This window comes from Geitlerinema calcuttense NRMC-F 0142, assembly GCF_030285425.1.
Genome location: NZ_JASVEJ010000005.1, coordinates 1 through 20,762, shown reverse-complemented (window position 1 = coordinate 20,762; position 20,762 = coordinate 1). Strand labels below are relative to the sequence as shown.

Annotated in this window: 22 protein-coding genes and 1 pseudogene; 11 read left to right on the top strand and 12 right to left on the bottom strand. The window is 49.1% G+C overall.

The window, feature by feature from the left end; genetic code table 11:
• Positions 1–81: 81 nt before the first annotated feature.
• From QQ055_RS01575 to kdpA, 6 genes are all read right to left on the bottom strand, one after another.
• Positions 82–351, bottom strand: coding sequence for a GlsB/YeaQ/YmgE family stress response membrane protein (locus tag QQ055_RS01575; protein ID WP_069966139.1), 270 nt, complete (start codon positions 349–351; stop codon positions 82–84).
• Positions 352–489: 138 nt separating this feature from the next.
• Positions 490–1,593 (bottom strand): universal stress protein, encoded by a 1,104-nt coding sequence (locus QQ055_RS01570; protein WP_284475869.1) that lies wholly within the window; start codon positions 1,591–1,593, stop codon positions 490–492.
• Between the two features lie 109 nt (positions 1,594–1,702).
• Positions 1,703–2,272, bottom strand: coding sequence for a K(+)-transporting ATPase subunit C (gene kdpC, locus QQ055_RS01565; RefSeq protein WP_284475868.1), 570 nt, complete (start codon positions 2,270–2,272; stop codon positions 1,703–1,705).
• 20 nt (positions 2,273–2,292) lie between these two features.
• Positions 2,293–2,445, bottom strand: a complete 153-nt coding sequence (locus QQ055_RS01560) for a potassium-transporting ATPase subunit F (RefSeq protein WP_286004112.1) — start codon at positions 2,443–2,445, stop codon at positions 2,293–2,295.
• 89 nt (positions 2,446–2,534) lie between these two features.
• Entirely contained in the window at positions 2,535–4,586 is a 2,052-nt protein-coding gene (gene kdpB / locus QQ055_RS01555; protein WP_284475866.1) for a potassium-transporting ATPase subunit KdpB, read from the bottom strand.
• A gap of 3 nt (positions 4,587–4,589) precedes the next feature.
• Positions 4,590–6,275, bottom strand: a complete 1,686-nt coding sequence (gene kdpA / locus QQ055_RS01550) for a potassium-transporting ATPase subunit KdpA (protein ID WP_284475865.1) — start codon at positions 6,273–6,275, stop codon at positions 4,590–4,592.
• Between the two features lie 309 nt (positions 6,276–6,584).
• Between kdpA and QQ055_RS01545 the strand changes: the two genes are divergently transcribed.
• Both QQ055_RS01545 and QQ055_RS01540 read left to right on the top strand, forming a co-directional pair.
• Positions 6,585–7,676, top strand: coding sequence for a sensor histidine kinase (locus tag QQ055_RS01545; protein WP_284475864.1), 1,092 nt, complete (start codon positions 6,585–6,587; stop codon positions 7,674–7,676).
• A gap of 11 nt (positions 7,677–7,687) precedes the next feature.
• The gene (locus tag QQ055_RS01540; RefSeq protein WP_284475863.1) at positions 7,688–8,350 is read left to right on the top strand and encodes a response regulator transcription factor; all 663 of its coding nucleotides are present in this window, start codon (positions 7,688–7,690) and stop codon (positions 8,348–8,350) included.
• Here QQ055_RS01540 and QQ055_RS01535 read toward each other — a convergent pair.
• A complete protein-coding gene (locus QQ055_RS01535; protein ID WP_283357421.1) occupies positions 8,347–9,264 on the bottom strand; it encodes an ABC transporter permease in 918 nt (305 codons plus the stop codon). The two genes, QQ055_RS01540 and QQ055_RS01535, sit on opposite strands and share 4 nt — an antisense overlap.
• Before the next feature lie 118 nt (positions 9,265–9,382).
• On the bottom strand, positions 9,383–10,417 hold the full coding sequence (locus QQ055_RS01530; protein WP_286004111.1) for an ABC transporter permease: 1,035 nt from the start codon (positions 10,415–10,417) through the stop codon (positions 9,383–9,385).
• Between the two features lie 100 nt (positions 10,418–10,517).
• On the opposite strand from QQ055_RS01530, the gene QQ055_RS01525 reads away from it, so the two are divergent.
• The 4 genes from QQ055_RS01525 to QQ055_RS10755 all read left to right on the top strand — a co-directional run bounded on the left by QQ055_RS01525 (position 10,518) and on the right by QQ055_RS10755 (position 13,536).
• Positions 10,518–11,294, top strand: coding sequence for a ferritin-like domain-containing protein (locus tag QQ055_RS01525; RefSeq protein ID WP_284475860.1), 777 nt, complete (start codon positions 10,518–10,520; stop codon positions 11,292–11,294).
• A 371-nt stretch (positions 11,295–11,665) separates the two neighbouring features.
• A complete protein-coding gene (locus tag QQ055_RS01520; protein WP_284475859.1) occupies positions 11,666–12,391 on the top strand; it encodes a 16S rRNA (uracil(1498)-N(3))-methyltransferase in 726 nt (241 codons plus the stop codon).
• A gap of 24 nt (positions 12,392–12,415) precedes the next feature.
• Positions 12,416–12,934: a tetratricopeptide repeat protein gene (locus QQ055_RS10760; protein ID WP_349775305.1), complete on the top strand. Its 519-nt coding sequence runs from the start codon at positions 12,416–12,418 to the stop codon at positions 12,932–12,934.
• Positions 12,922–13,536 (top strand): hypothetical protein, encoded by a 615-nt coding sequence (locus QQ055_RS10755; RefSeq protein WP_349775304.1) that lies wholly within the window; start codon positions 12,922–12,924, stop codon positions 13,534–13,536. Before QQ055_RS10760 ends, QQ055_RS10755 begins: the two co-directional genes overlap by 13 nt.
• Positions 13,537–13,583: 47 nt before the next feature.
• On the opposite strand, the gene QQ055_RS01510 is transcribed toward QQ055_RS10755, so the two are convergent.
• Positions 13,584–14,117, bottom strand: coding sequence for a hypothetical protein (locus QQ055_RS01510; protein WP_283357402.1), 534 nt, complete (start codon positions 14,115–14,117; stop codon positions 13,584–13,586).
• 359 nt (positions 14,118–14,476) lie between these two features.
• On the opposite strand from QQ055_RS01510, the gene QQ055_RS01505 reads away from it, so the two are divergent.
• Genes QQ055_RS01505 through QQ055_RS01495 form a run of 3 tightly spaced genes read left to right on the top strand, consistent with a single transcriptional unit; the run spans position 14,477 to position 16,603 of the window.
• Positions 14,477–15,145, top strand: a complete 669-nt coding sequence (locus QQ055_RS01505; RefSeq protein ID WP_283357403.1) for an esterase/lipase family protein — start codon at positions 14,477–14,479, stop codon at positions 15,143–15,145.
• On the top strand, positions 15,081–15,674 hold the full coding sequence (locus tag QQ055_RS01500) for an esterase/lipase family protein (RefSeq protein ID WP_283357404.1): 594 nt from the start codon (positions 15,081–15,083) through the stop codon (positions 15,672–15,674). Before QQ055_RS01505 ends, QQ055_RS01500 begins: the two co-directional genes overlap by 65 nt.
• Positions 15,671–16,603 (top strand): hypothetical protein, encoded by a 933-nt coding sequence (locus QQ055_RS01495; RefSeq protein ID WP_284475858.1) that lies wholly within the window; start codon positions 15,671–15,673, stop codon positions 16,601–16,603. The genes QQ055_RS01500 and QQ055_RS01495 overlap by 4 nt, the downstream gene beginning before the upstream one ends.
• Here the strand turns inward: QQ055_RS01495 and QQ055_RS01490 are convergent.
• The gene (locus tag QQ055_RS01490) at positions 16,600–17,028 is read right to left on the bottom strand and encodes a VOC family protein (RefSeq protein ID WP_283357406.1); all 429 of its coding nucleotides are present in this window, start codon (positions 17,026–17,028) and stop codon (positions 16,600–16,602) included. The two genes, QQ055_RS01495 and QQ055_RS01490, sit on opposite strands and share 4 nt — an antisense overlap.
• Positions 17,029–17,101: 73 nt before the next feature.
• On the opposite strand from QQ055_RS01490, the gene QQ055_RS01485 reads away from it, so the two are divergent.
• On the top strand, positions 17,102–17,875 hold the full coding sequence (locus QQ055_RS01485; RefSeq protein ID WP_284475857.1) for a TIGR00297 family protein: 774 nt from the start codon (positions 17,102–17,104) through the stop codon (positions 17,873–17,875).
• Here QQ055_RS01485 and QQ055_RS01480 read toward each other — a convergent pair.
• Both QQ055_RS01480 and QQ055_RS01475 read right to left on the bottom strand, forming a co-directional pair.
• Positions 17,872–18,459 carry a Crp/Fnr family transcriptional regulator gene (locus QQ055_RS01480; RefSeq protein ID WP_284475856.1) on the bottom strand — a complete coding sequence of 196 codons (588 nt, stop codon included), beginning with the start codon at positions 18,457–18,459 and terminating at the stop codon, positions 17,872–17,874. The genes QQ055_RS01485 and QQ055_RS01480 overlap by 4 nt on opposite strands.
• A gap of 23 nt (positions 18,460–18,482) precedes the next feature.
• Entirely contained in the window at positions 18,483–19,520 is a 1,038-nt protein-coding gene (locus tag QQ055_RS01475) for a sulfate/molybdate ABC transporter ATP-binding protein (protein ID WP_284475855.1), read from the bottom strand.
• A gap of 403 nt (positions 19,521–19,923) precedes the next feature.
• On the opposite strand from QQ055_RS01475, the pseudogene QQ055_RS01470 reads away from it, so the two are divergent.
• Positions 19,924–20,628 (top strand): annotated as a pseudogene (locus QQ055_RS01470) (sulfurtransferase); the annotation flags it as partial.
• Positions 20,629–20,762: the final 134 nt, after the last annotated feature.

The following is a 20,762-nucleotide window of genomic DNA, read 5'->3' as shown; positions in this document are numbered from 1 at the left end:
TAAAGAGGAGCGATGCTCTATCATCGCCCCCACAATTGCTAGATTCAGTTGTCTCATCCGCGTGAACTCTACAATTGAGGATTAAGCTGTACGGCGAGTCAACAAGCCCCAAATGAAGATCAGCAACATAGCGCCTAACACTGCAAAAATGATGCTAGGAATGCTGAGAACACCTGCGGCTGCGGCTCCACCTGTCCCTAAGAAGGTTTGTCCTAACCAACCGCCCAGCAGCGCGCCAAGAATCCCTAAACCAATCGTTGCGATAATTCCGCCACCTTGATGACCGGGGTAGATGAGTTTTGCTAAAGCACCTGCAATTAAACCGAGAACTAACCAAGCAATAATATCCATATCTGTCTCCTGTAATTAGGTTTTTCTTTGTGTGTTTGAATCTGTTCGCTCTAACAATTTAAGAATATCAATCCTGCACTCGCAAACCTATCTATCAAACGAAATAACCTCAAGTCTATCCCAGAGTTGATTGTCGCTTCAGCCTTTGTCTCGATCCGTTGCAATGACGTGCAGATCGATATTTGCCAGCGATCGCATTAACTTCTCAATAAACGAACCTTGCAGCAAAACCTGCCAGCGAGAACGCCGGGTTGTACCAACAACCACTTGAGTCGCGCGGTACTGCGTCGCCACCTGGGCGATCGCCTTCACCACATCTACTCGATCGAGTCGAATAAATTTGCCTTCAAATTCCCCCGTCAACCGTTCGCAATTCTCGATATGCAAGGTTTCAGCCCTCGTCAAAAAGCGATCGGGATTTGCCACAAACACTACAAACAAAGGGGCATTCATATAACTCGCAAGTCGCGCCCCTCGCCGCAATAATTGCAAAGAGTTGGGATAAGTCGAAACGCACACTAACACCCGTTCTTGAATATTGCAGACTTCTCCAGCAGGCGTAGTGGCGATCGCAACTTCTTCGAGATTATCTGCCACCTCGCGCAGGGCTAACTCTCGCAGCGCTACTAAATGACGGCGCTGAAAGAAATTACTTAGGGCTTGTTGAATCTTATGAGGCGCGTAAATCTTACCCTCGCGCAATCTTTCCTCAAGGGTTTCTGGAGTCACATCAACTACAACCACTTCATCGGCTTCATCTAAAACCCGATCGGGAATGCGTTCGCGCACCACTACCCCTGTAATCCGCGCCACAATATCATTGAGACTTTCTAGATGTTGAATATTAACCGTAGAGTAGACATCAATTCCGGCATCTAAAATTGCTTCTACATCTTGATATCGCTTTTCGCGCCCATCGCCCGGAATATTGGTGTGCGCCAATTCATCTACTAAAACCAGTTGGGGTTGACGGTTCAGGATGGCATTAACATCCATCTCGGTTAAAGACTTTTCCCCGCGAATCATTTCTTTTCTGGGAATAATTTCTAAGCCTTCTGCTTTCTCTGCGGTTTCCTTACGCCCATGCGTTTCTAGCAAACCAATGGCCACATCAATTCCTTCTTGTTTAAGGAGATGAGCTTCCTCAAGCATCTTAAACGTTTTACCCACACCCGGAGCCATCCCAACGAAGATTTTATGCTTACCCCGTCGCGAAGTCAGGTAGGTGGCGTTGTTAATCATAAAAATTGACCCATATACAAGGTTGGGTAGAAAGATAGATAAAATGCGATCGCCTCTATGTGGGGAGGTTGGGGAAAAAGATAGAAAAACCCAACCTCCGAAAGCAGTTCTAACGGAGGCGATCCAAGGCTAAATTTAACTGCAAAACATTGACCCCAGGTTCGCCAAAGATTCCTAAAAATCGACCTTCTGTGTATTCCTCAATCAAAGAAGTCAGTTGATTGGGGGGCAGATTTCGGGCTTGGGAAACTCGATCGATTTGTCCGATCGCAGCATCCGGGCTAATATGCGGATCTAGACCCGATCCAGAAGTGTAGATTAAATCCGCAGCGGGTTGAATTTGAGCCGCCCCTAAGCGCTGGATATCGGCTTGTACTCGTTCAATCAGTTCTGGGTTGCCAGGGGCTAAATTACTGGCCCCAGACAGTCCTGTCGGCCCGGCTTCGGCGGTTTCGCTGTAGGCGATCGCAGAAGGGCGACTCCAAAAGTAGTTATCAGCCTGAAAGGTTTGTCCAATCAATGCCGAACCCACGATTTGCCCTTGGTCGTTTTGAATTAAACTGCCATTGGCTTGATAGGGCAATAGGAAGCCAAGCCCAATAATGATGAACGGATAAATCAAAGCAGTCAAAACCCAAAACACCACAGTGGCTTTAAGACCGATTAAAAATTCTCTCATGGTTAAAAATCCTGACCTTGTTAAAAACGTTCGGGTTGAAGGATCGCAACCCATAAATAAATCGATAGCCCCAAAACAACGAACCCCAAAAAGCCCAAGGCATAGGCAGCGCGGCGCGTCACCTCATCGCCCGTTGCTGCGTAGACGATAGCGCGATCGCCCCATTCAAGCACATCGCTAAAAATAACTGCATTGCAAAGGATTTGGGCTTGCGGAGTTCTCGAAAATTCAATAACTGCATAGTTGAGTTCGCCTCCAAGATTTACGCCAGTCCTACGGCTGCAATCAAAACATCGAGTAACTTAATGGCAATAAAGGGCGCGATCGCACCTCCCAAGCCGTAGATCAAAATATTGCGCTGAAGTAACTGATTAGCGCTTAACGGTCTAAACTTGACTCCTTTTAACGCCAAGGGAATCAACGCCGGAATAATCAAAGCGTTATAAAGCAGGGCTGATAACACCGCCGATTGGGCGCTAGCAAGACCCATAATATTGAGACTGCCAATCCCCACCCCGGCAAACATCGCGGGTAAAATCGCGAAATACTTAGCAATATCATTCGCTAACGAAAACGTCGTTAACGCCCCGCGAGTAATCAACAACTGCTTGCCAATCGTCACCAAATCGATCAGCTTCGTGGGGTCAGAATCCAAATCCACCATATTCGCCGCTTCCTTCGCCGCCTGAGTTCCCGAATTCATTGCTAACCCGACATTGGCTTGGGCTAAAGCCGGGGCGTCATTAGTGCCATCCCCCGTCATTGCTACTAACTTCCCTTGGGCTTGTTCGTCCTTAATCGCCTGAATCTTATCCTCCGGGGTCGCTTCGGCAATAAAATCATCCACCCCGGCTTCTTTCGCAATCACTCGCGCCGTAATCCGGTTATCCCCCGTCAGCATCACCGTCCGAACCCCCATGCGGCGTAACTGATCGAAGCGTTCGCGCATTCCCGGCTTAATTATGTCCTTAAGATAAATCACCCCATAAATTTCGCTTTCATAGGCAACCGCCAAAGGCGTTCCCCCCAGATGAGAAACGCTTTCGTAAGCAGCATCCAATTCTGGGCATAACTGGCCGCCACGGGAACGGACAAACCCCTTAATCGCATCCACCGCCCCTTTGCGAACTTCTCCCCCATCCGGTAAATTTGTGCCACTCATCCGCGTTCTTGCGGAAAACTCCACCCCTTCGGCGGCGTTTCTGCCAAAATTTAACTGAGCATTCATCTTTTCAGCCAAACGGACAATAGACTTGCCCTCTGGCGTTTGGTCAAAAAGACTGGCGGCTAAGGCCACATTCGCCACCTCTTGCAGCGAATAACCGTTAACGGGGATAAACTCCTCCGCCAAGCGGTTCCCTAGAGTAATGGTTCCGGTCTTATCTAAAACGAGGGTATTCACATCTCCGCAGGCTTCCACCGCCCGCCCTGAAGTCGCCACCACATTAAACTGGGCAACCCTATCCATCCCCGCAATCCCAATAGCACTCAGCAATCCGCCAATTGTTGTCGGAATCAATGCCACCAGTAAAGCAATCAGTATCACTACTCCCACCGGGTTTTGCACGTAATCGGCAAATGGGGGTAAAGTTACCACCACAATTAAGAAAACTTGGGTTAGTACGGCCAAAAGAACCGTTAGGGCAATTTCATTGGGGGTTTTTGTTCTCTGGGCCCCTTCAACTAAGGCAATCATCCGGTCGAGGAAACCTTTTCCGGGGTCTGCGGTGACGCGAATCACCAGTTCATCGGAGACAATGCGCGTTCCCCCCGTCACGGAACTGGCCATATCGGAACCCGGTTCTTTTAAAACCGGGGCCGACTCTCCAGTAATGGCTGACTCGTCAACTGAAGCAACCCCATCGATGACTTCTCCATCGACGGGAATCATTTCACCTGCCACAACTTTAATCAGGTCGCCTTGACGGAGTTCTGTGGAACTCACGAATTGAGTGTCCCCATCATCGAGGACTTTGCAGGCTTTTGTATCAGCCTTGGTGGCCCGCAAGGAGTCGGCTTGGGCTTTTCCGCGTCCTTCGGCGACGGCTTCAGCAAAGTTGGCAAACAGCAGGGTAAACAGCAAAATGACGGTGACTAAGCCATTAAATAGCCGTGGGTTTTCTCCGGGAACCGGGCCAAATAGGGCGGGAAACAGGGTTAAAAGCGCGCAAATCAGCGTTCCCACCCACACCAGAAACATGACGGGATTTTTGGCCATCTGGCGGGGATGGAGTTTAACAAAGGCTTGGCGAATCGCTCGTTGATACAATCCGGTGGTGTCAACTTGGGGTTTATGTCGTTTTTTGGTATTCATGGGTTATAGACCTGTGGCGAGTTGAAAGCCTTCCGCAATGGGGCCAAGGGTGAGGACGGGGAAAAAGGTTAAAGCGCCGAGAATGATGATGGCCCCTGCCGTGACGCTGGTGAAGAGGATGCTATCGGTTCGCAAGGTTCCTGGAGTTTCAGGGACGGGTTGCTTGCGCGAGAGGCTATCGGCTAGCAGCAGCAGGGCAATAATCGGGATATAGCGACCTGCAAGCAAGCTAAAACTAGTGCTGAGGTTCCACCAGAGGGTATCGTCATCAAGACCTTCAAAGCCGGAACCGTTATTGGCGGCGGCGGAGGCGTATTCGTAGACGACTTGCGAGAGGCCGTGAAAGCCTGGGTTGGTAATTCCGGCGAGGGTTTCGGGGAAGGCGAGGGTAATGGCACCCGGAATTAAGATGGCGATCGGGTGAACCAGGAGGATAATGCTAGCAAGGACGATTTCGCGTTTTTCAATTTTGCGGCCGAATAGTTCTGGGGTACGCCCTACCATTAATCCGGTGAGGAAGACGGTTAAAATCAGGTATACGAATAGGTAGGCGGTTCCGGTGCCTTGACCTCCCCAAACAATTTGCAAGAAGAGGTTCGATAGGGTGGAAAAGCCGCCGAGGGGCATCAGGGAGTCGTGCATTCCGTTGACTGCACCGCACATGGTTCCGGTGGTGCTGACGGCCCACAGGGCGGTTAAAGCCCAGCCAAAGCGGGTTTCTTTGCCTTCAAGGTTGGGTTGGGAGGAACCGAGGAGGGCGTTAATTTCGGGGTTGCCTTGATATTCGGCGATCGCGCTGATTCCGACTAAGATGGCAAACAGAATCCACACCATCCAGAAAATCAGCCATCCTTGTTTTTTGTTGCCTGCGATCGCGCCATAGGTATAAATTAGCCCTACGGGGATGCACAGCATAATGACGTTTTCAATCAGGTTGGTGAGGTTGTTGGGGTTCTCGTAAGGATGGGCGGAGTTAATCCCAAAGAAGCCACCCCCGTTTTCTCCGAGTTCTTTGATGATTTCAAAGTGGGCAACCGGGCCGCGAGCGATATACTGAGTTTGACCTTCTAAGGTTGTGGCGATCGCAGGCCCCGCTAAGGTTTCCGGGACGCCCAGCCCTAGCAGAACAATTGCCCCGACTAGGGAAATTGGTAAGAGGATGCGAGTAATTGCCAGGGTGAGGTCAAGATAGAAGTTGCCCAGAGGTTTGCCGCTTAAGCCGCGAATAAAGGCGATCGCAACTGCAATTCCGGTCGCTGCCGAAGTAAACATTAAATATCCCAATCCCCACATTTGCGAGGCATAGGTATAGGTGGTTTCGCCTGAATAATGTTGTTGGTTGGTGTTGGTGACAAACGAGATTGTGGTGTGCAAGGCTAAATCCCAACTAGGGGCCGTTAAGCCGGTCGGATTGAGGGGAAGAAAGCCTTGAAACATCAGAATCAGAAATACAAAAATCCCCATTGCCAGATTGCTATATAGCACGGCGCGGGCGTACTGCCACCCAGTCATACTCCGATGGGGACGAATCCCGAAAAGCTGTAAAAATCCGGACTCTAGAGGACTCATGAGGGGGTCTAGCCAGGTTTTCTCGCCTTGAAAAACCCGTGCCATGTACCCTCCAAATGGCGCAAAGATTGCGACTAAAATCAGTAACACGATTCCAATCGATAAAAGGTTTAAAAACATAGAAGTTTATCGGGCATAAAATGGCATTCTTAGGTCAAAAGATTCTAGAAAGTCTCTGCTTGAGAGATCTGAAGCATTTAATGACTTCTATATTGTTAACGAAGCGCCAAGGTTTGCCATCGATCGGGCAATCTATTTTGAATAAATTCTCTATCTATACTTAGAGATATAGAAGCTAAACTTTTTGTATAGATTATTGAATAAAAGAGCTTGCAGATTAATCTCGTAACCCAAAGTAAAATGACAAGTTAAATCGCATAAGCTTTGATAAATGATTGCTTCGCCAAGAGTAAACAAAGGGAAAATTTCATGAAACAGGATAAGCGGTTTAATCCTTCCGTCTGGCAAGCCCAAATAATCGTGACAGGCTTATGTTTGATCGTCATTGCCTTAGAATATTTAACCCCTTCCGAGTATGTTTTTGGCTACCTTTACAGCGGCATTATTTTACTGGTGCATTCTCGGCTAAAACGCATTACCGCTTATCAAGTCACCTTATTAGCCGTCTTTCTGACATTGCTGAACTTATGGGTTCCAGAAGTTCACCTTTCTGCCGTACCGACCCTTGCCAATCGGTTAATCGCGACCTTAGCATTAATTGTGACTGCCTGGTTAAGCGATCGCAATCGTCGCTACGAAGAAGCCATCGCCCGCCAGCAAGCGCAACTCCAAGCCCAAGCCCAACTCGCCAGCATTCGCGAAAACTTTGTTTCCACCCTCACCCACGATTTAAAAACGCCCCTTCTTGGTGCTATTGAAACCTTAAAATCCTTTGAAAAAGGGCAATTTGGCGACATTACCCCCATACAACAGCGCGTTTTAGGGATGATGCAGAAATCCCACAGTTCCTCCGTGCAATTAGTTGAAACCTTACTCGATGTCTATCGCAACGATACCGAAGGCTTGCATCTCAATCTCTCAGCCGTCAACTTAGCAACCCTCGCCGATGAAGCGATCGCAACTTTAACCGAATTAGGGCGATCGCGCAACGTCTACATAGTTCTCAATTATGGAGCATCCGATTTTCGCCAACACTTCTGGACAAAGGGCGACTCCTTGCAACTTCAGCGCGTCTTTGCTAACTTAATCGCTAATGCCATCAACCATGCCCCGCGCGGGAGTAAAGTCGAAATTATCCTCGAATCCGATGGTAGCACCCACGTTGTTAAAGTTGGCGATCGCGGGCCAGGGATGAGTGCCGACGAGATCCCGCTCCTGTTTGAGCGATTTTACCAAGGTCATAGCGATCGCCAAGCCAAAGGATCGGGTTTAGGCTTATACTTAACTCGACAGATTGTTCAAGCCCATGAAGGAATCATTTGGGCAGAAAATCGCCAGCCCACCGGAGCGCTATTTGCGTTTCGTCTACCCGCAATTTCACCCCTATTGTCTTCAGTTTGATGAAGGTTGAAATGGCAAACCTGCGAGTTTTATTGGTAGAAGACGACGAACTCTTTCGTTTAGGTTTGCAAACGCGCTTGCAAACGGAAGCCGGAATTGAAATTATTGCAGAAGCCGTCGATGGGGAAACCGCCATTGAATTCACCCAGCACTATCAACCCGATGTCGTCTTATTAGATGTGGGACTTCCCGGAATTGGCGGCGTTGAAGCCTGTCGCCAGATTAAACAACAACATCCCCAAATTCCTATTTTGATTCTGACTTCCCATTCCCAAAAGACTTTAATCGAACGCTTAATTGCAGCGGGGGCTTCGGGTTATTGCCTCAAAGGGATTGAAGCGGAAGCTTTAATTTTAGCCTTGCGTTCGGTGGCGGCGGGGGCTTCCTGGTGGGATCGCACCGTAACGGCAGAAATTCGGGCGGTGATGTCGCGTCAAGTCATTCCCGTACCAGAGGTTGACGTAAGCTTAATCCATACTCTCACGCGCCGGGAACAGGAAATTCTGGCTTTGATTGCAGCCGGTAAAAATAACCAAGAAATTGCTGAAACTTTGCACATTGCCATCGGGACAGTAAGGGTTCACGTTCATGCGATTCTACAAAAATTAGGAGTTCGCGATCGCACTTCTGCTGCCGTTCTTGCCTTGCACCAGGGATGGGAAAATCTTCCCTAATCCTGTTCAAACGCTTTGCCTAAAGAAGCAGGGGGCGTGGCTTGCAAGGCTTGGGCGAGGGGACGCCGCCAGCTTAGGGGGAGAGGCGCAAGCAAGCGATCGATCCAATCTCCTCCTGTTAGGGCTAATACAAGAATCATTAGCACAAATGGGGCGACGGAGAAAACCTGGGTGGGAATCTGAGGAATGGCACTTTGAGCAAGACTGGCTAAAGATTGCAGAATCCCAAATAAATAAGCCCCTAGTGCTACTTTTAAAGGATTCCAACCGCCAAAAATCACAATTGCGAGCGCAATCCAACCATAACCTGCCGTGTGACGATAGCTCCAGCCTGCTTTAAAGTCTAGGGAAAAAGCAGCCCCGGCAATCCCCATTAAAGCCCCTCCGAATAGCGTATAGAAGTAGCGCAGGAAAATCACATTGGCACCCCTAGCAAAAGCGGCGGCGGGTTGTTCGCCAATCGCCCGTAAAAGTAAGCCGTTGCGGGTGCGATAGAAAAAGAACCAACTCAAGAAAATTAACGCAAAACTGGAATACACTAAGAGGTCGCTGCGAAACAGAAGCGGGCCGAGAATGGGGATATCTTGCAATAGGGGAATTCTCCAACTCGGTACGGTGGGACCCGGAATTCTGACGAAGGGGTTGCCTAAAAAGGTCGATAAATCGCTGCACAGCAGGGCGAGAACGAAGCCGATTGCAATTTGGGATTGTTTGAGGGTAATGGTGCTGAAAGCGACGATCAGGGCGATTAGAGCGCCCATTGTGGCAGCCCCCGCAAAGCCCAGGAAGAGGTTGTTGGTGGTTTGGGCGATCGCAAAGGCCACCATCGCTGATAGCATGATGGTTCCTTCCGCAGACAGGTTAATGACGCCTGCTTTTTCGGTAATCGTTTCGCCAATTGCAGCGTAAACCAGAGGAGTAGCGGTGGCGATCGCAGTGGCTAAATGGCAATCAGTTGTGCAGTTTCCATAGAGACTAGGACGAAGCCTGAGTTTTGTAGCGGATTCTATCAGGTTGGAAGATTTTGAAGCTTCAAATTCTACCGGGGGTCGTTTTGGGGAGGCGATCGCTTAAACTTTGACCTAAAAGGGCAAATAACACCAGCGTTCCCTGAATGACACCTGCTAGGGAAGATTCTAGTTGGAGGCTTAAGGGGAGTTGCAGGCTGCCAATATTTAAGGCACTAAAGAAGAAAGCAACGGGTAATAACCCCAGGGGATTAAAGTTCACCAACATCACCACCAGCAACGCCAAAAAGCCTAAGTTACTGGAGATATTGGGAATCAGACGATGAAACACGGCTAAGACTTGCAACGCCCCTGCTAACCCAGCAAAGATTCCGCAAAGGGCAAAGCTACTCATCAGATACTCAATTGCTGGAATGCCTTGAATGTAGGAAGCCCGCAAGTTTCGCCCCACCGCCTGTAACTGCAAGCCAAAGTAAGTCCCCCGCATCACGCTGAGGGTGACAACTAAGCCCACTACAGCCAGCAGTAACGCAATAGGACTAGCTTCGGTATTGCCAAAATTGGGTAGCCACAAATTGCGGTTGAATAATTCGGTTCCACTCATGGATGCAACGCCGGGACGCTTCCAAGGACCGAAAATGAGATATAAGGCTAACCCTTGGGCGACGAAGTTTAAACCCAGTCCGGCGAAAATCTCGTTAACTCTGGCGTAAACGTTGAGAAAGCCGATGAGTAAACCCCAAATCAGGCCGCCTGCAATTCCAGCCCCCAGTCCGAGTAAGATAACCAGGGGGGCGGGTAGGATCTCTTGGGTCAGCCGTAAGATGAAGGTGGTGGCGATCGCACCTGCAATTATCTGTCCTTCTATCCCTAAGTTATATAAGCCTGTGGCGAAGGTAAACACTAAACCGCAAGCACAGAGTAACAAGGGTGCAAGGGTAGCCAGAAGACGGGCGAATTGATTGGGGGTACCGAAAGCCCCATTCCACATTGCAGTAGCGACTTCTAGGGGAGAAGCCCCCGCTAAAAGGATCGCAACCACAATAAATAATACAGAAACGATTAGCGATCCAGTCCGAACTACTAATGATTGGCTCATCGATCGGTACAAGGTGACAAATTTCATTGACTAGGATTTCTGGATTCTCTAGATGGGCTTGTGAATCCCTTTTTAGTCCATCATCCAAGCTTTCCTCAGTATGAATCCTACTTTAGCAGAGCAGGACGCTAGCCGTTCTGTTTCAGGGAATACTATACTCAATTGGCACGATTATTTTGGTTGGAACCAAAACCATCTTCAGGCGTTACCTTGGCAAGATCGCTATCAACTGACGGAGAAAGAAAAGCAGGCGATTTCGCGATCGATTCAAAAGTTTCAGTTGGGTGAAAGTTCCGAAGGCGCGCATTTAATGAAATTAGCGCGAGATTATGCAACCCGCTGCGGCGATCGCTCTTTTGTTGAAACGATTAAACGATTTATTGGAGAAGAGCAGCGTCACGCCAGAGATTTAGGGCGATTTATGCAGCAGCAGGGGATTGTTTGGGCAAAGAAAGATTGGACGGATAGTCTATTTCGGCGCTTGCGAAAGTTAACGGATCTAGAAATAGCCGTCATTATGTTATTAACGGCTGAATTGGTCGCGCTGGTCTATTATAAAGCTTTAGGAAAAGCCACGCGATCGCCTTTACTGAATGCCCTGTGCCAGCAAATTCAAAAAGATGAGTTAGCCCACACGCATTTTCAGGTCTTTCTTCTCCAGCAAATTCGTCAAAATCGCTCCATCTTATCTCAAAGGTTGACGAACTTAGTCCATCGCTGCTTTTATTCGCTGGTTCTCCTGATTGTCTGGTTCGATCATCTCCCCGTTTATCGGGCCAGCAGCTACCATTTTTCTCAGTTCTGGCAAGAATCCCAAGAGAATTTTACCCGACTCGTCGCCCAATCTGTGCAAACTCTGGAAACTCTGACCCCCTGAGAACTTTGCGCTCTATAGCTGTACTCAGTAAGGTTAAGCTGTTCAGCATTTAAATTGGGTACTGTTAGCGAGCAAGATACTCGCACTACAAAGGCTTCATATTTTTCTGCTTCCCAATTTAAGCAGTTAACAGCTTAGGACAGACTGAACTGTTCAAAGAATGAGACTCACTCGGTTTTAACTCAGCACTCAGCACTCTTGAACCCACTCAGCACTCAGCACTTTACACTCAGCACTTTTGAACCCACTCAGCACTCACGACTTTACACTCAGCACTCTTGAACCCACTCAGCACTTTGCTCTAGAAGAGAATTGCTCTAGTCTAGGGAAGAAGTTGACCTGCGGTTATCGCGAATTTACCCTAAATTTTCATGAGCTTGCAACGCCTTGCGATCGCCCCCACTCAATTGCAAAATGAACAAGTTAGCTTGAGCGCGTCCCAACAGCACTATCTCAGACGGGTTCTACGCTTGCAAACTGGCGATCGCATTATCCTCCTTAACGGTCAGGGTCAAGCCTGGTTAGCGGCGCTGCAAGAGGGCGCAACGGCGACAATTCTCGAACCCTACATCCTGCAAACCGAGTTACCCCTAGATGTTAGCCTGATTCTGGCGTTGCCCAAAAATGGCTTTGATGATGTGGTGCGGGCTTGTACGGAATTGGGCGTCAGTTGTATGATGCCTGTCATCAGCGATCGCAGCTTGCTCAAACCCAGTCCGCAAAAACTCGAACGCTGGCGACGCATTGCCACAGAAGCCGCCGAACAGTCGGAACGTCAAACCATTCCCCCTATTCTCGAACCCATCCCCTTTGCCAAAAGCCTCGCTCATCGCCCCGATACTCGTTCGTTTATCGCGGTTGCTCGCGGTACCTGGCCCCACCTATTAACGGCGGTTGCTGCTGATTCTAGGCCATCTGCTATTCAGATTGCGATTGGCCCAGAAGGCGGATGGAGTGCAGCAGAAGTAGAAATGGCGATCGCAACAGGCTTTCAACCCGTTACCCTAGGATCGCGCATTCTCCGCGCCATTACCGCCCCCATTGTTGCCTTATCCCTTGTGACAGGTGTTCTAGAGTCTCAACAAGCGCGAGAATAAAGAACAATGCGTTAACACGCGCTTATGCTTGAACAAATTGCCAGTGCATTTGAACGCCAAGATTATAAAACGGCGGCAAATCTGATCAAAAAGCTATTGAAACAAGAACCCCAAAATCTCTGGGGACGCTTGTATGTTGGACGTTTGTACGAAGAAACCGGGAAATTTGAGCTAGCAGAGGATGTGTATCGTCAACTGCTGCGCCAACCCACATTGAATACTCGAATTGCCACCCAAGCTAGAACGGGTTTGCAACGTTTAGAAAATCGGATTAAGCAACAGCGAGAAACTGCGATCGCCCAAGCGAAAGCCATCCCCGATAATAATAAACCGGGCTTGCTGATCTTAGAACCCGTCAGCGGCGAAATGCGAACCAAAATCGTGCAAAACTTCGCCCGTTTAATGAATATAGACGCCTACACCGCCCAAAGACAGCTTCCCGCTCGTTTCTGGCGGCTGCATCGCCTCGGTTCTATTGGCGAGTTGCAAGTTTATGCTCAAGAATTGCAAGATGTCGGAATTGCCTGTTTTTGGGTACGCTAGCGGATATTGCGCGAATTCGCGTCTTTCAAGTCCAGTATTTCTCCGCCTTGTCCCCCCAACCTACCGTTATTTGTCAAGATGAAGCGAATCAGGTGGGGACTTTAACCTTTAACTGGTCAGATGTGGCGCAACGTGTAGAGGGTAGGCTGCCGATTTTTGAGTCTGTGATCGATCTTGATTTTCGCGGCCGCCAAGAACGTAAAGAGAAAACGCAAGATTATATTCAAATTCACGACCTCCATTTACCCAGTCGCAATTGCATTTTGCGCCTGTGCGAAAGTAGCTACCAATACCAAGAAGGGATAACTGCACTCGCCACCTCCCAGGCTCTTAACCAACAGAGCAACCGGCTGAACTGGAATCACCTGCTCCAGCAGCTTAATCAACCCTTAGCCCAGACGCCAACCTGGTCAGATTTTACGGTCTTTGGCGAGATGGTACTAGAACAATCCAAAACAGTGGTCGATACCACCCATTTTTTAGGAGGATTTGATTCTCATATTCGGCTTTCGCGTCGGGCCGAAACCGACTGGGACCCGGCTTTTCAGCTATACAGCGGGCTAGTCTTTTTGCGAAACCAGTCGTTGCAGACTCCAGCTTAAAACAATAAAGGCGTGCCTCAGCACGCCTCTATTCCTGAAAAAGGATTCTACGCTCTAGCTTTCGGGGTTTTGACTTGACGAGCCATTTCCATAAAGGGGTTCATGCTCGGTCCGGGACGGCGACGGCTAGCGCTCGCAACTGTTGGGCTAACGTAGGTTGGGGCAAAGGTAGAGGGGGTTTCGATTTTGGAAACTTTGGTTTTCGTTGCGGCAGCAACGGGTTGAGGTTGCGCTTCGGGTTGCTTCACTTCTGCGGGTTGGGCGTTTGCCGAACTGCTTTGGGCTTTCTTTGCCTTAATGGAGGTCTTTTTGCTAGCAGAGGCCGATTCAGTTTTTTCCGCTTTGGCGGGTTCTGCTGCGGGTTCGGGGGCTGCTTTTGCAGGCGCGCCGACGGCGACAGGTTCTTTCGCGGGTGCTGCCGGTTTGGCTTCTGGGGATTTGCCATTGGCAGAATCGTCAAATTCTAGGAAGTACCCGTTACTTTTTGCCGGTTTAACCGCAGGTGCTTCGCTCTTTTTGCCTCCAAATAGACCTTGCAGGAAGCCTAAAATTCCACCGAACAGTTTTTTGATAAAGCCCATAATACTAATGCTCCTAAGAAATTTTTCTTTCGATTATCTTAACGATCGCCTTTGCATGAAACGCGGCACGCAGGGTCAATTATGAAATTCTCCGGGGGAAAGATGCAAGATTTATCGATATTTCTTAACAAATTTTAATTGTTTGCAGGCAAAAAAGCCTAGAACCCCGATTAATTCGTTGTTGAAATCAAGTAAACCCTCGCGGTTAATTTGCAATTGTTTACAATTGATTCAGGAAGTGTAACGACGATCGCACAAGCCAGCCCGTAAGCTGTCATAGCGTGCGAAATCGCCTGGGGCGCGATCGCCTAATTTAAAGCTGTTACCTCTCCATCTCGCTCAAACACAACCATCCCTGTATGAAATCCATTCAGCCAAATCCGGTTATCTTAATTCACGGAATTGACGATACCGCCCTCGTCTTTCAAACCATGTCCCAGCAACTCAGCCGTCAAGGTTGGGACGTTCACAGTCTGAGTTTAACGCCCAGCAACGGCGAAATTGGACTCGATCGTCTGGCTCAACAAATTGCTGATTATGTCTCCTTAACCTTCAAAGAAAACCAACCCTTCGATCTGGTCGGTTTCAGCATGGGGGGCATCATCAGCCGCTATTACGTGCAGCGCCTCGGCGGAATTCAACGCGTTCAGCGCTTTGTCACCATCTCCTCGCCCCACTGCGGCAGTTGGGTGGGTTATGCCAGACACAACATCGGGTGTCAGCAAATGCGTCCCAATAGCCGCTTCTTGAATGACCTCAAGCGCGATATTCATATTTTAGACAAAATTGACTTTACCTCAATTTGGACGCCCTACGACCTGATGATCGTCCCTGCCCATAGCTCTTGCATATCGGTGGGTCGAGAAATTATCCTACCCATACTCCTGCATAGTTGGATGTTAACTGACCCGCGCTGCATTGCCCAAGTTGCCCAAGTGCTAGCCGAACCCCTCAGACAGAACCATGCAAAAACCCCCCAACCCCGTCCTGTTAGTCCACGGTATCTTTATCAAGAGCAAGGTATTTAATCGCCTGCACGCCTATCTCACCCAACACCACTGGCAAGTGCATCGCTTCGATCTCAACCCGGCGAATGCAACGTTAGGTATAGAACGATTAGCCTCGCAGATCGTTGAGTATGTCGATAGAACCTTCCCCCCAGAGCAAAAAATCGACTTAGTAGGATTAAGTATGGGGGGGTTGGTTAGCCGTTACTACGTGCAGCGTCTTGGAGGGATCGATCGCGTTGAACGCTTCATCACCATCGCCTCACCGCATAATGGCACTTGGATGGCCTATGCTTTACCCCTCAAAGCTTGCTTTCAAATGCGACCGGGCAGTCCTTTTCTGCAAGACTTAAACCAGGATATTGAAATTCTCAATCAAGTCCAATTTACATCCCTGTGGACGCCCTACGACTTTATTATCGTTCCAGGAAGTAGTTCCCAGGTAGCAGTCGGCGAACAAATCCGCCTTTCTGTGGTGGCTCATGCCATGATGGTCAGACATCCTGTAGCTTTAAAAGCAGTAGCTAACGCCCTCCAAAGTAACTTGTGAGCGATTCTTCTTCTGCCTCTTTTTTACCCTTAGTCCCTGAAAATCGCCGTCGCGCCTTTTTCTGGCAGTTTACCCTCCTAACAACGCTGGCTTGGATGGTTGGAGGACTGCTTGCCGCTTTAATTCAGTATAATTTTCCGATTGTCTCGTTTAATCTGATTTTCCGAGAGTTCTTCTACAGCTTAATTCGCGGCAGCTTAATCGGAACGGCCCAATGGTTTATCCTGCGCCGCTATCGGTTAAAGACATTGTGGATATTTAATACGGCGGGTGGCTTTGTAATCAGTTCCTTGGTGGCTTTGGCTTGGCGTCCGGCTATTGGGGGATTGTTCGGCGCGATCGCCTATATTTGGTTAGGGCTAGCCCAGTGGCTGATTCTGCGAAAACGGGTGCGAAACGCTTGGCAATGGATTTTCGTTCCGCCGCTTGCCCTATTAGCCGGAAATCTATTGCGCCTGGGCTTTTTACTGCTGATGATTGTCCCCCAACTTCCCGTCGCACCCTATACCCTAGTGGGGATTGAGGTTATTGCAGGGTTCATCGTCAATGCGATCCTGGCGGCTTTGTTCCTGAGATTGCGGCGCAACCGGATCGCTTTACCTAATGTCGAAGAAGAGAATGTCCGGCGGATAACAGAGCGATCGCAGCTTCGGCAACTGCAAGCCAGCCTTTACGAACGCCTCGATAAAGCTTGGGAAGCTGAAATGACTGCTAACCAACCGTTAGTTTATGGTGTAGCAGTCACTCCCGACGGCGAAATTGTGCGCGATCGCCCAATGGATGCTGCCGCCACGGAATATCGAGAACAAACCCCCTTGGCGCAGTTGGTTTCGCCCAACCCCGCGCCTTATTCCGAGGTGGCTTGGTTTGAGGTTCGCTTTACACCCACAGGCGCTTTAGAGATCGAACCGCTAGCAGCCGAGGATTAGCGATCGCCCACTTCTGCCAGTTCCCGCCCGCCAAAGATAGCGTCTGCATGGCGATAGAACTTCATCTCCATCAGATTGTAAAACGGATCTTGTAAAAAGAAGGTGCGGTGTTCGGCAACTTGACCCGGAAAACGGTGCTTGGGTTGTTCGTAAAACATCAGTTGGTTATCAATGGCTCTGTGCAGCATCTGTTCCCACTCAGACTCTCGCGGAAAGATCAACCCAAAGTGACGCGGATAAATGCCCTTTTGCGGCACCAGCGGATCGCTAGTCATGTGGGCTACCAGTTGATGCCCGTAGAGATTGAGGATCATGGCATGGCGGGATTCTCGCCCCACTTCGCATCCCAAGCCATCCACATAAAAGTCTCTAGCGGTTTCTATGTTGTTAATCGGAATAGCTAGGTGAAAAATAACAGAAGTCATGGTTTTTATAAATTAATGATTGTGAGTTGTTCGTCGCTAATGCTAAAAATAGGCTAGCGATTCACTATATATCATGCTATCTCTGATTTTGTCGCTCAATCCTTGGCCTTTTGGCGCAATTCTCAATACCCTCTTACTCGGTATTGCGGCTTTAGTCCCCAAAAAGTTACTCACCCCAGCGGGATATCTCCATGCTTGGATCTTGGGGGTAATCATCTGGGGAACCTTGGGATGGCCGGGCTATTTAGTGGTGGCATTCTATTTTATCGTGGGTTCCGGCGTTACCCGCATTGGGATGGCCGAGAAGGAAGCCGCAGGCATTGCCGAAAAGCGATCGGGGGCCAGAGGGCCGGAAAATGTCTGGGGATCGGCGCTAACGGCTGCCTTATGCGCGCTAGGCACCTTAATTCCAACGGCGAATACTCCCCAAATCTTAAGTTTATTGCTATTAGGTTATGTGGCGAGTTTCAGTACCAAACTCTCGGATACCTGCGCGAGCGAGGTGGGCAAAGCTTACGGGAAGCGGACGTTTCTAATTACCACCTTACAGCCGGTTGCCCGTGGCACAGAAGGGGCGGTGAGTTTGGAAGGGACGCTAGCCGGGGTTGCGGGTTCTGCGGCGATCGCGCTCGTCGGCTGGGGAGCAGGTTTAATTACCGGGGGCGGCGTTCTATTCTGTCTGGTGGCGGCGTTGATCGCCACGAACCTAGAAAGCCTGATTGGGGCCACCTTGCAAACTCAGGTGAGTTGGTTGACCAATGAAGTCGTCAATATCATTAATACCCTAATTGGCGCGATCGCGGCGATTGTTCTGGCGCTGGCTTGGCAGTTTTGGATCGCCTCCTAAATCTGATAGTGCCAAACCTCCTCATCTTTGATGACAACCAACTGGCGAGACGTGCGATGAATCAGGCCTTGCTGTTCGAGTTGGCTTAAAATGCGCGTCACCGTTACCCGCGTTAAACCGCTAAACTCCGCTAGGTCTTGATGCGTTAACTTGCAGTTAATTAAATAACCATTTCCCACTTCCGAGCCAAACTTATTGGCCAGCCAATTCAACAGTTTTAATAAAGTATCTTCCGCCCTACGGTTGGAGCGAATCATCATTAATTCTTGCGTATGTTGCAGATAATTTAAAAACATCTCTTGGGAGGGCTGCCAATCTTTGAGCAAGAGCGGCCTAACTTTTACATCTGTTAAGGCTTCAATTTGATAAGGACTGGTTTGAGATAAGCTACCCCCAACAATATCCTCGCTGCCCCAAATTCCCAGGGGGACAACCGTCCCATCCTCTAGCCAAGTTAGAGTGCGGACAATACCAACCTCAATTTTCCAGGCTCTTTGGTGATACAGGGGAATTAACGAACGACGAGAAAAGGATTGGGGGAGGAGAGTTTGAATCTGCAACGGTGTAGAAATAGAAGTTTGCATGGAGGAAGAGCAAAATAGAGATTTTAAAGACCCACGGCCGCTAATTGATGGGTTTGGGGAAAAGATTTAACCGCTTTTGGCGTTATGTAAACTTGTTGACCCGTTTTGAGCTTGAGTTTTTCAAACTGGGGACGGCTCAGAATCGCTTGCAAGGTATAACCCCCTTCCAAAATCAATTCAGCTTCAATTTGCCAACCCAGGTTAACCAGATAGCCAATTTTGGCCGCAGTACCCGCAGCATTGGGGGAGGTTTCAATCAACAGATCGTGGGGACGAAAGAACACTTGAGAATTACCGTCGGGTGAAGCGTCACCATTGACCCGAAATAAGCGTAAATTGCTGGGTAAAACATTCACCGGGCCAATAAAACTCATGACAAACGGCGTTGCGGGGGAATCGTAAATTTCATCGGGGGTTCCCACTTGTTCAATGCGTCCTTTGTTCATCACCACAATCTCATCCGCCACTTCCATTGCTTCTTGTTGATCGTGGGTGACAAAGATGGTGGTGACGTGGACTTGTTGGTGCAAGCGCCGCAACCAGGCCCGCAGATCCTTGCGGACTTTGGCATCCAACGCGCCGAAGGGTTCATCGAGTAAGAGAACTTGCGGTTGAGAAGCTAAAGCTCTCGCCAGCGCAACCCGTTGTCTTTGTCCGCCGGAGAGTTGCGAGGGATAGCGATCGCCTAATCCGGTTAATTGAATCAGATCGAGGAGTTCTTCGACTCTGGCTTTGACTTCTCTGGGCGGAACTTTGTTAATCTCCAGTCCAAAGGCGATGTTTTTACGCACCGTTAGATGCTTAAACAGGGCGTAGTGCTGAAAGACAAACCCAATATTCCGCTCTTGCACGTTCTGATAGGTGACATTGCGATCGCGCAGCCAAATGGCTCCAGTATCCGGGGTTTCCAAGCCTGCAATTAAGCGCAGTAACGTAGATTTTCCCGACCCAGACGGGCCTAAGAGCGCGACTAAAGACCCCGCCTCAATCTCTAAGTTCACACTGTCCAGGGCGCGAAAGCTACCAAAATGCTTGGAAATGTTCTTAATGACGATTGCCATCTTAAATCCTTGAAATTCATGAAACAGAAGTTTGACCCCCCTAGAACATCAGGTTAGGGGCGGTTCATGCAGCGATAAATACGATATGCCGATCAACTTACCGTAGAATTTAGTAAAGGACAAGAGGGAAACCGAAGAAATTAGGAAATCCTGACGCGATTTATAGGCTCAAATCCTTATCTGACAAGCCTTAAAAGAAAATATCCGAAATCTTTACCGAAATTTCGGTGTTTTTAGATTGCCGCGATCGCGTAAGTATGTCATGATGAGCTTCAAAGAAATTACATATCCCGATTGACTTACCGTAGATTAAAGTTGGGTCTGCCTCACAAGCCCCGAAAACCATGAGGCAACCCATCGTCCTGCAACAGCTACAAGTTTTGCACCTTGAAGGATACTCAGCATGAGAATTAAACCGAGACACGCGCCCCGTCTGTTTAAAGGAATCCAGTTTTGGCAATCGAAGTGGTTTGCATTTTTTGCCTCTTTACTCGCCTTCGCCATTGTCATTCCGCTCTCTCCCTTCTTCCACGCCCAAGCGACAACCCCAGCACGCATTCAATTTGTTTCGCCCGCTTGGGTTGCCCAACATCAACAAGACCCGAATCTGCGGATCTTAGATGTGCGAATCAATCCCCTTGATTACATCAACGGTCATATTCCCAACGCCGTTCACATTGCCGATAACACCTTTCGCGGCCCTAACGGACAATTGCCCATCCAATACTGGGAAACGTCGAAATTACAATCCCTGTTTACCCAGGCGGGAGTCACCAACAACAGCAACGTTTTAATTTACTCCGACGGCCCAGATTTACTCGGTGCCACAATGGTTGCCTACCTGTTGGAACGCAGCGGACGGGCTGCGAATGTGGCAATTCTGGACGGGGGATTTAACCAATATAAAGCCGCGCAACTCCCCACGACTAAAGCCTTTCCCCGATATGAGTTAGGGCAATTCACCGTCGAGGATAACCCAGCAATTCGCGTTTCCCTAGATCGCGTCAAAACCTTAATTGGTAAGCCTGGTGTCGTATTTATCGATCCGCGTCCGGCAGCTTTATTTACAGGCGAACAAGACTTGTTTATTCGTAACGGACATATCCCTCTTCTGTCACTCTCCGAGAATTAGAATAAAGAAACAAATCTCTTGAATCTCTACAAGGTAGGCAGGGCAATGGATGTAGAGCTACAAATTCTCAAACATTTACCCAGAGACGCACAGCCGACAGTATCATTGAT

Bases quoted from the DNA above. Each gene is read 5' to 3' on its own strand.
- QQ055_RS01520 (WP_284475859.1), top strand. From the start codon at position 11,666: ATGAGCTTGCAACGCCTTGCGATCGCCCCCACTCAATTGCAAAATGAA.
- QQ055_RS01570 (WP_284475869.1), bottom strand. From the start codon at position 1,593: ATGATTAACAACGCCACCTACCTGACTTCGCGACGGGGTAAGCATAAA.
- QQ055_RS01575 (WP_069966139.1), bottom strand. From the start codon at position 351: ATGGATATTATTGCTTGGTTAGTTCTCGGTTTAATTGCAGGTGCTTTA.
- QQ055_RS01540 (WP_284475863.1), top strand. From the start codon at position 7,688: ATGGCAAACCTGCGAGTTTTATTGGTAGAAGACGACGAACTCTTTCGT.
- QQ055_RS01480 (WP_284475856.1), bottom strand. From the start codon at position 18,459: ATGCAAACTTCTATTTCTACACCGTTGCAGATTCAAACTCTCCTCCCC.
- QQ055_RS01530 (WP_286004111.1), bottom strand. From the start codon at position 10,417: ATGAGCCAATCATTAGTAGTTCGGACTGGATCGCTAATCGTTTCTGTA.
- QQ055_RS01500 (WP_283357404.1), top strand. From the start codon at position 15,081: ATGCAAAAACCCCCCAACCCCGTCCTGTTAGTCCACGGTATCTTTATC.
- QQ055_RS01510 (WP_283357402.1), bottom strand. From the start codon at position 14,117: ATGGGCTTTATCAAAAAACTGTTCGGTGGAATTTTAGGCTTCCTGCAA.
- kdpA (WP_284475865.1), bottom strand. From the start codon at position 6,275: ATGTTTTTAAACCTTTTATCGATTGGAATCGTGTTACTGATTTTAGTC.
- QQ055_RS01490 (WP_283357406.1), bottom strand. From the start codon at position 17,028: ATGACTTCTGTTATTTTTCACCTAGCTATTCCGATTAACAACATAGAA.
- QQ055_RS01525 (WP_284475860.1), top strand. From the start codon at position 10,518: ATGAATCCTACTTTAGCAGAGCAGGACGCTAGCCGTTCTGTTTCAGGG.
- QQ055_RS10760 (WP_349775305.1), top strand. From the start codon at position 12,416: ATGCTTGAACAAATTGCCAGTGCATTTGAACGCCAAGATTATAAAACG.
- QQ055_RS01485 (WP_284475857.1), top strand. From the start codon at position 17,102: ATGCTATCTCTGATTTTGTCGCTCAATCCTTGGCCTTTTGGCGCAATT.
- kdpC (WP_284475868.1), bottom strand. From the start codon at position 2,272: ATGAGAGAATTTTTAATCGGTCTTAAAGCCACTGTGGTGTTTTGGGTT.
- QQ055_RS01545 (WP_284475864.1), top strand. From the start codon at position 6,585: ATGAAACAGGATAAGCGGTTTAATCCTTCCGTCTGGCAAGCCCAAATA.
- kdpB (WP_284475866.1), bottom strand. From the start codon at position 4,586: ATGAATACCAAAAAACGACATAAACCCCAAGTTGACACCACCGGATTG.
- QQ055_RS01505 (WP_283357403.1), top strand. From the start codon at position 14,477: ATGAAATCCATTCAGCCAAATCCGGTTATCTTAATTCACGGAATTGAC.
- QQ055_RS01475 (WP_284475855.1), bottom strand. From the start codon at position 19,520: ATGGCAATCGTCATTAAGAACATTTCCAAGCATTTTGGTAGCTTTCGC.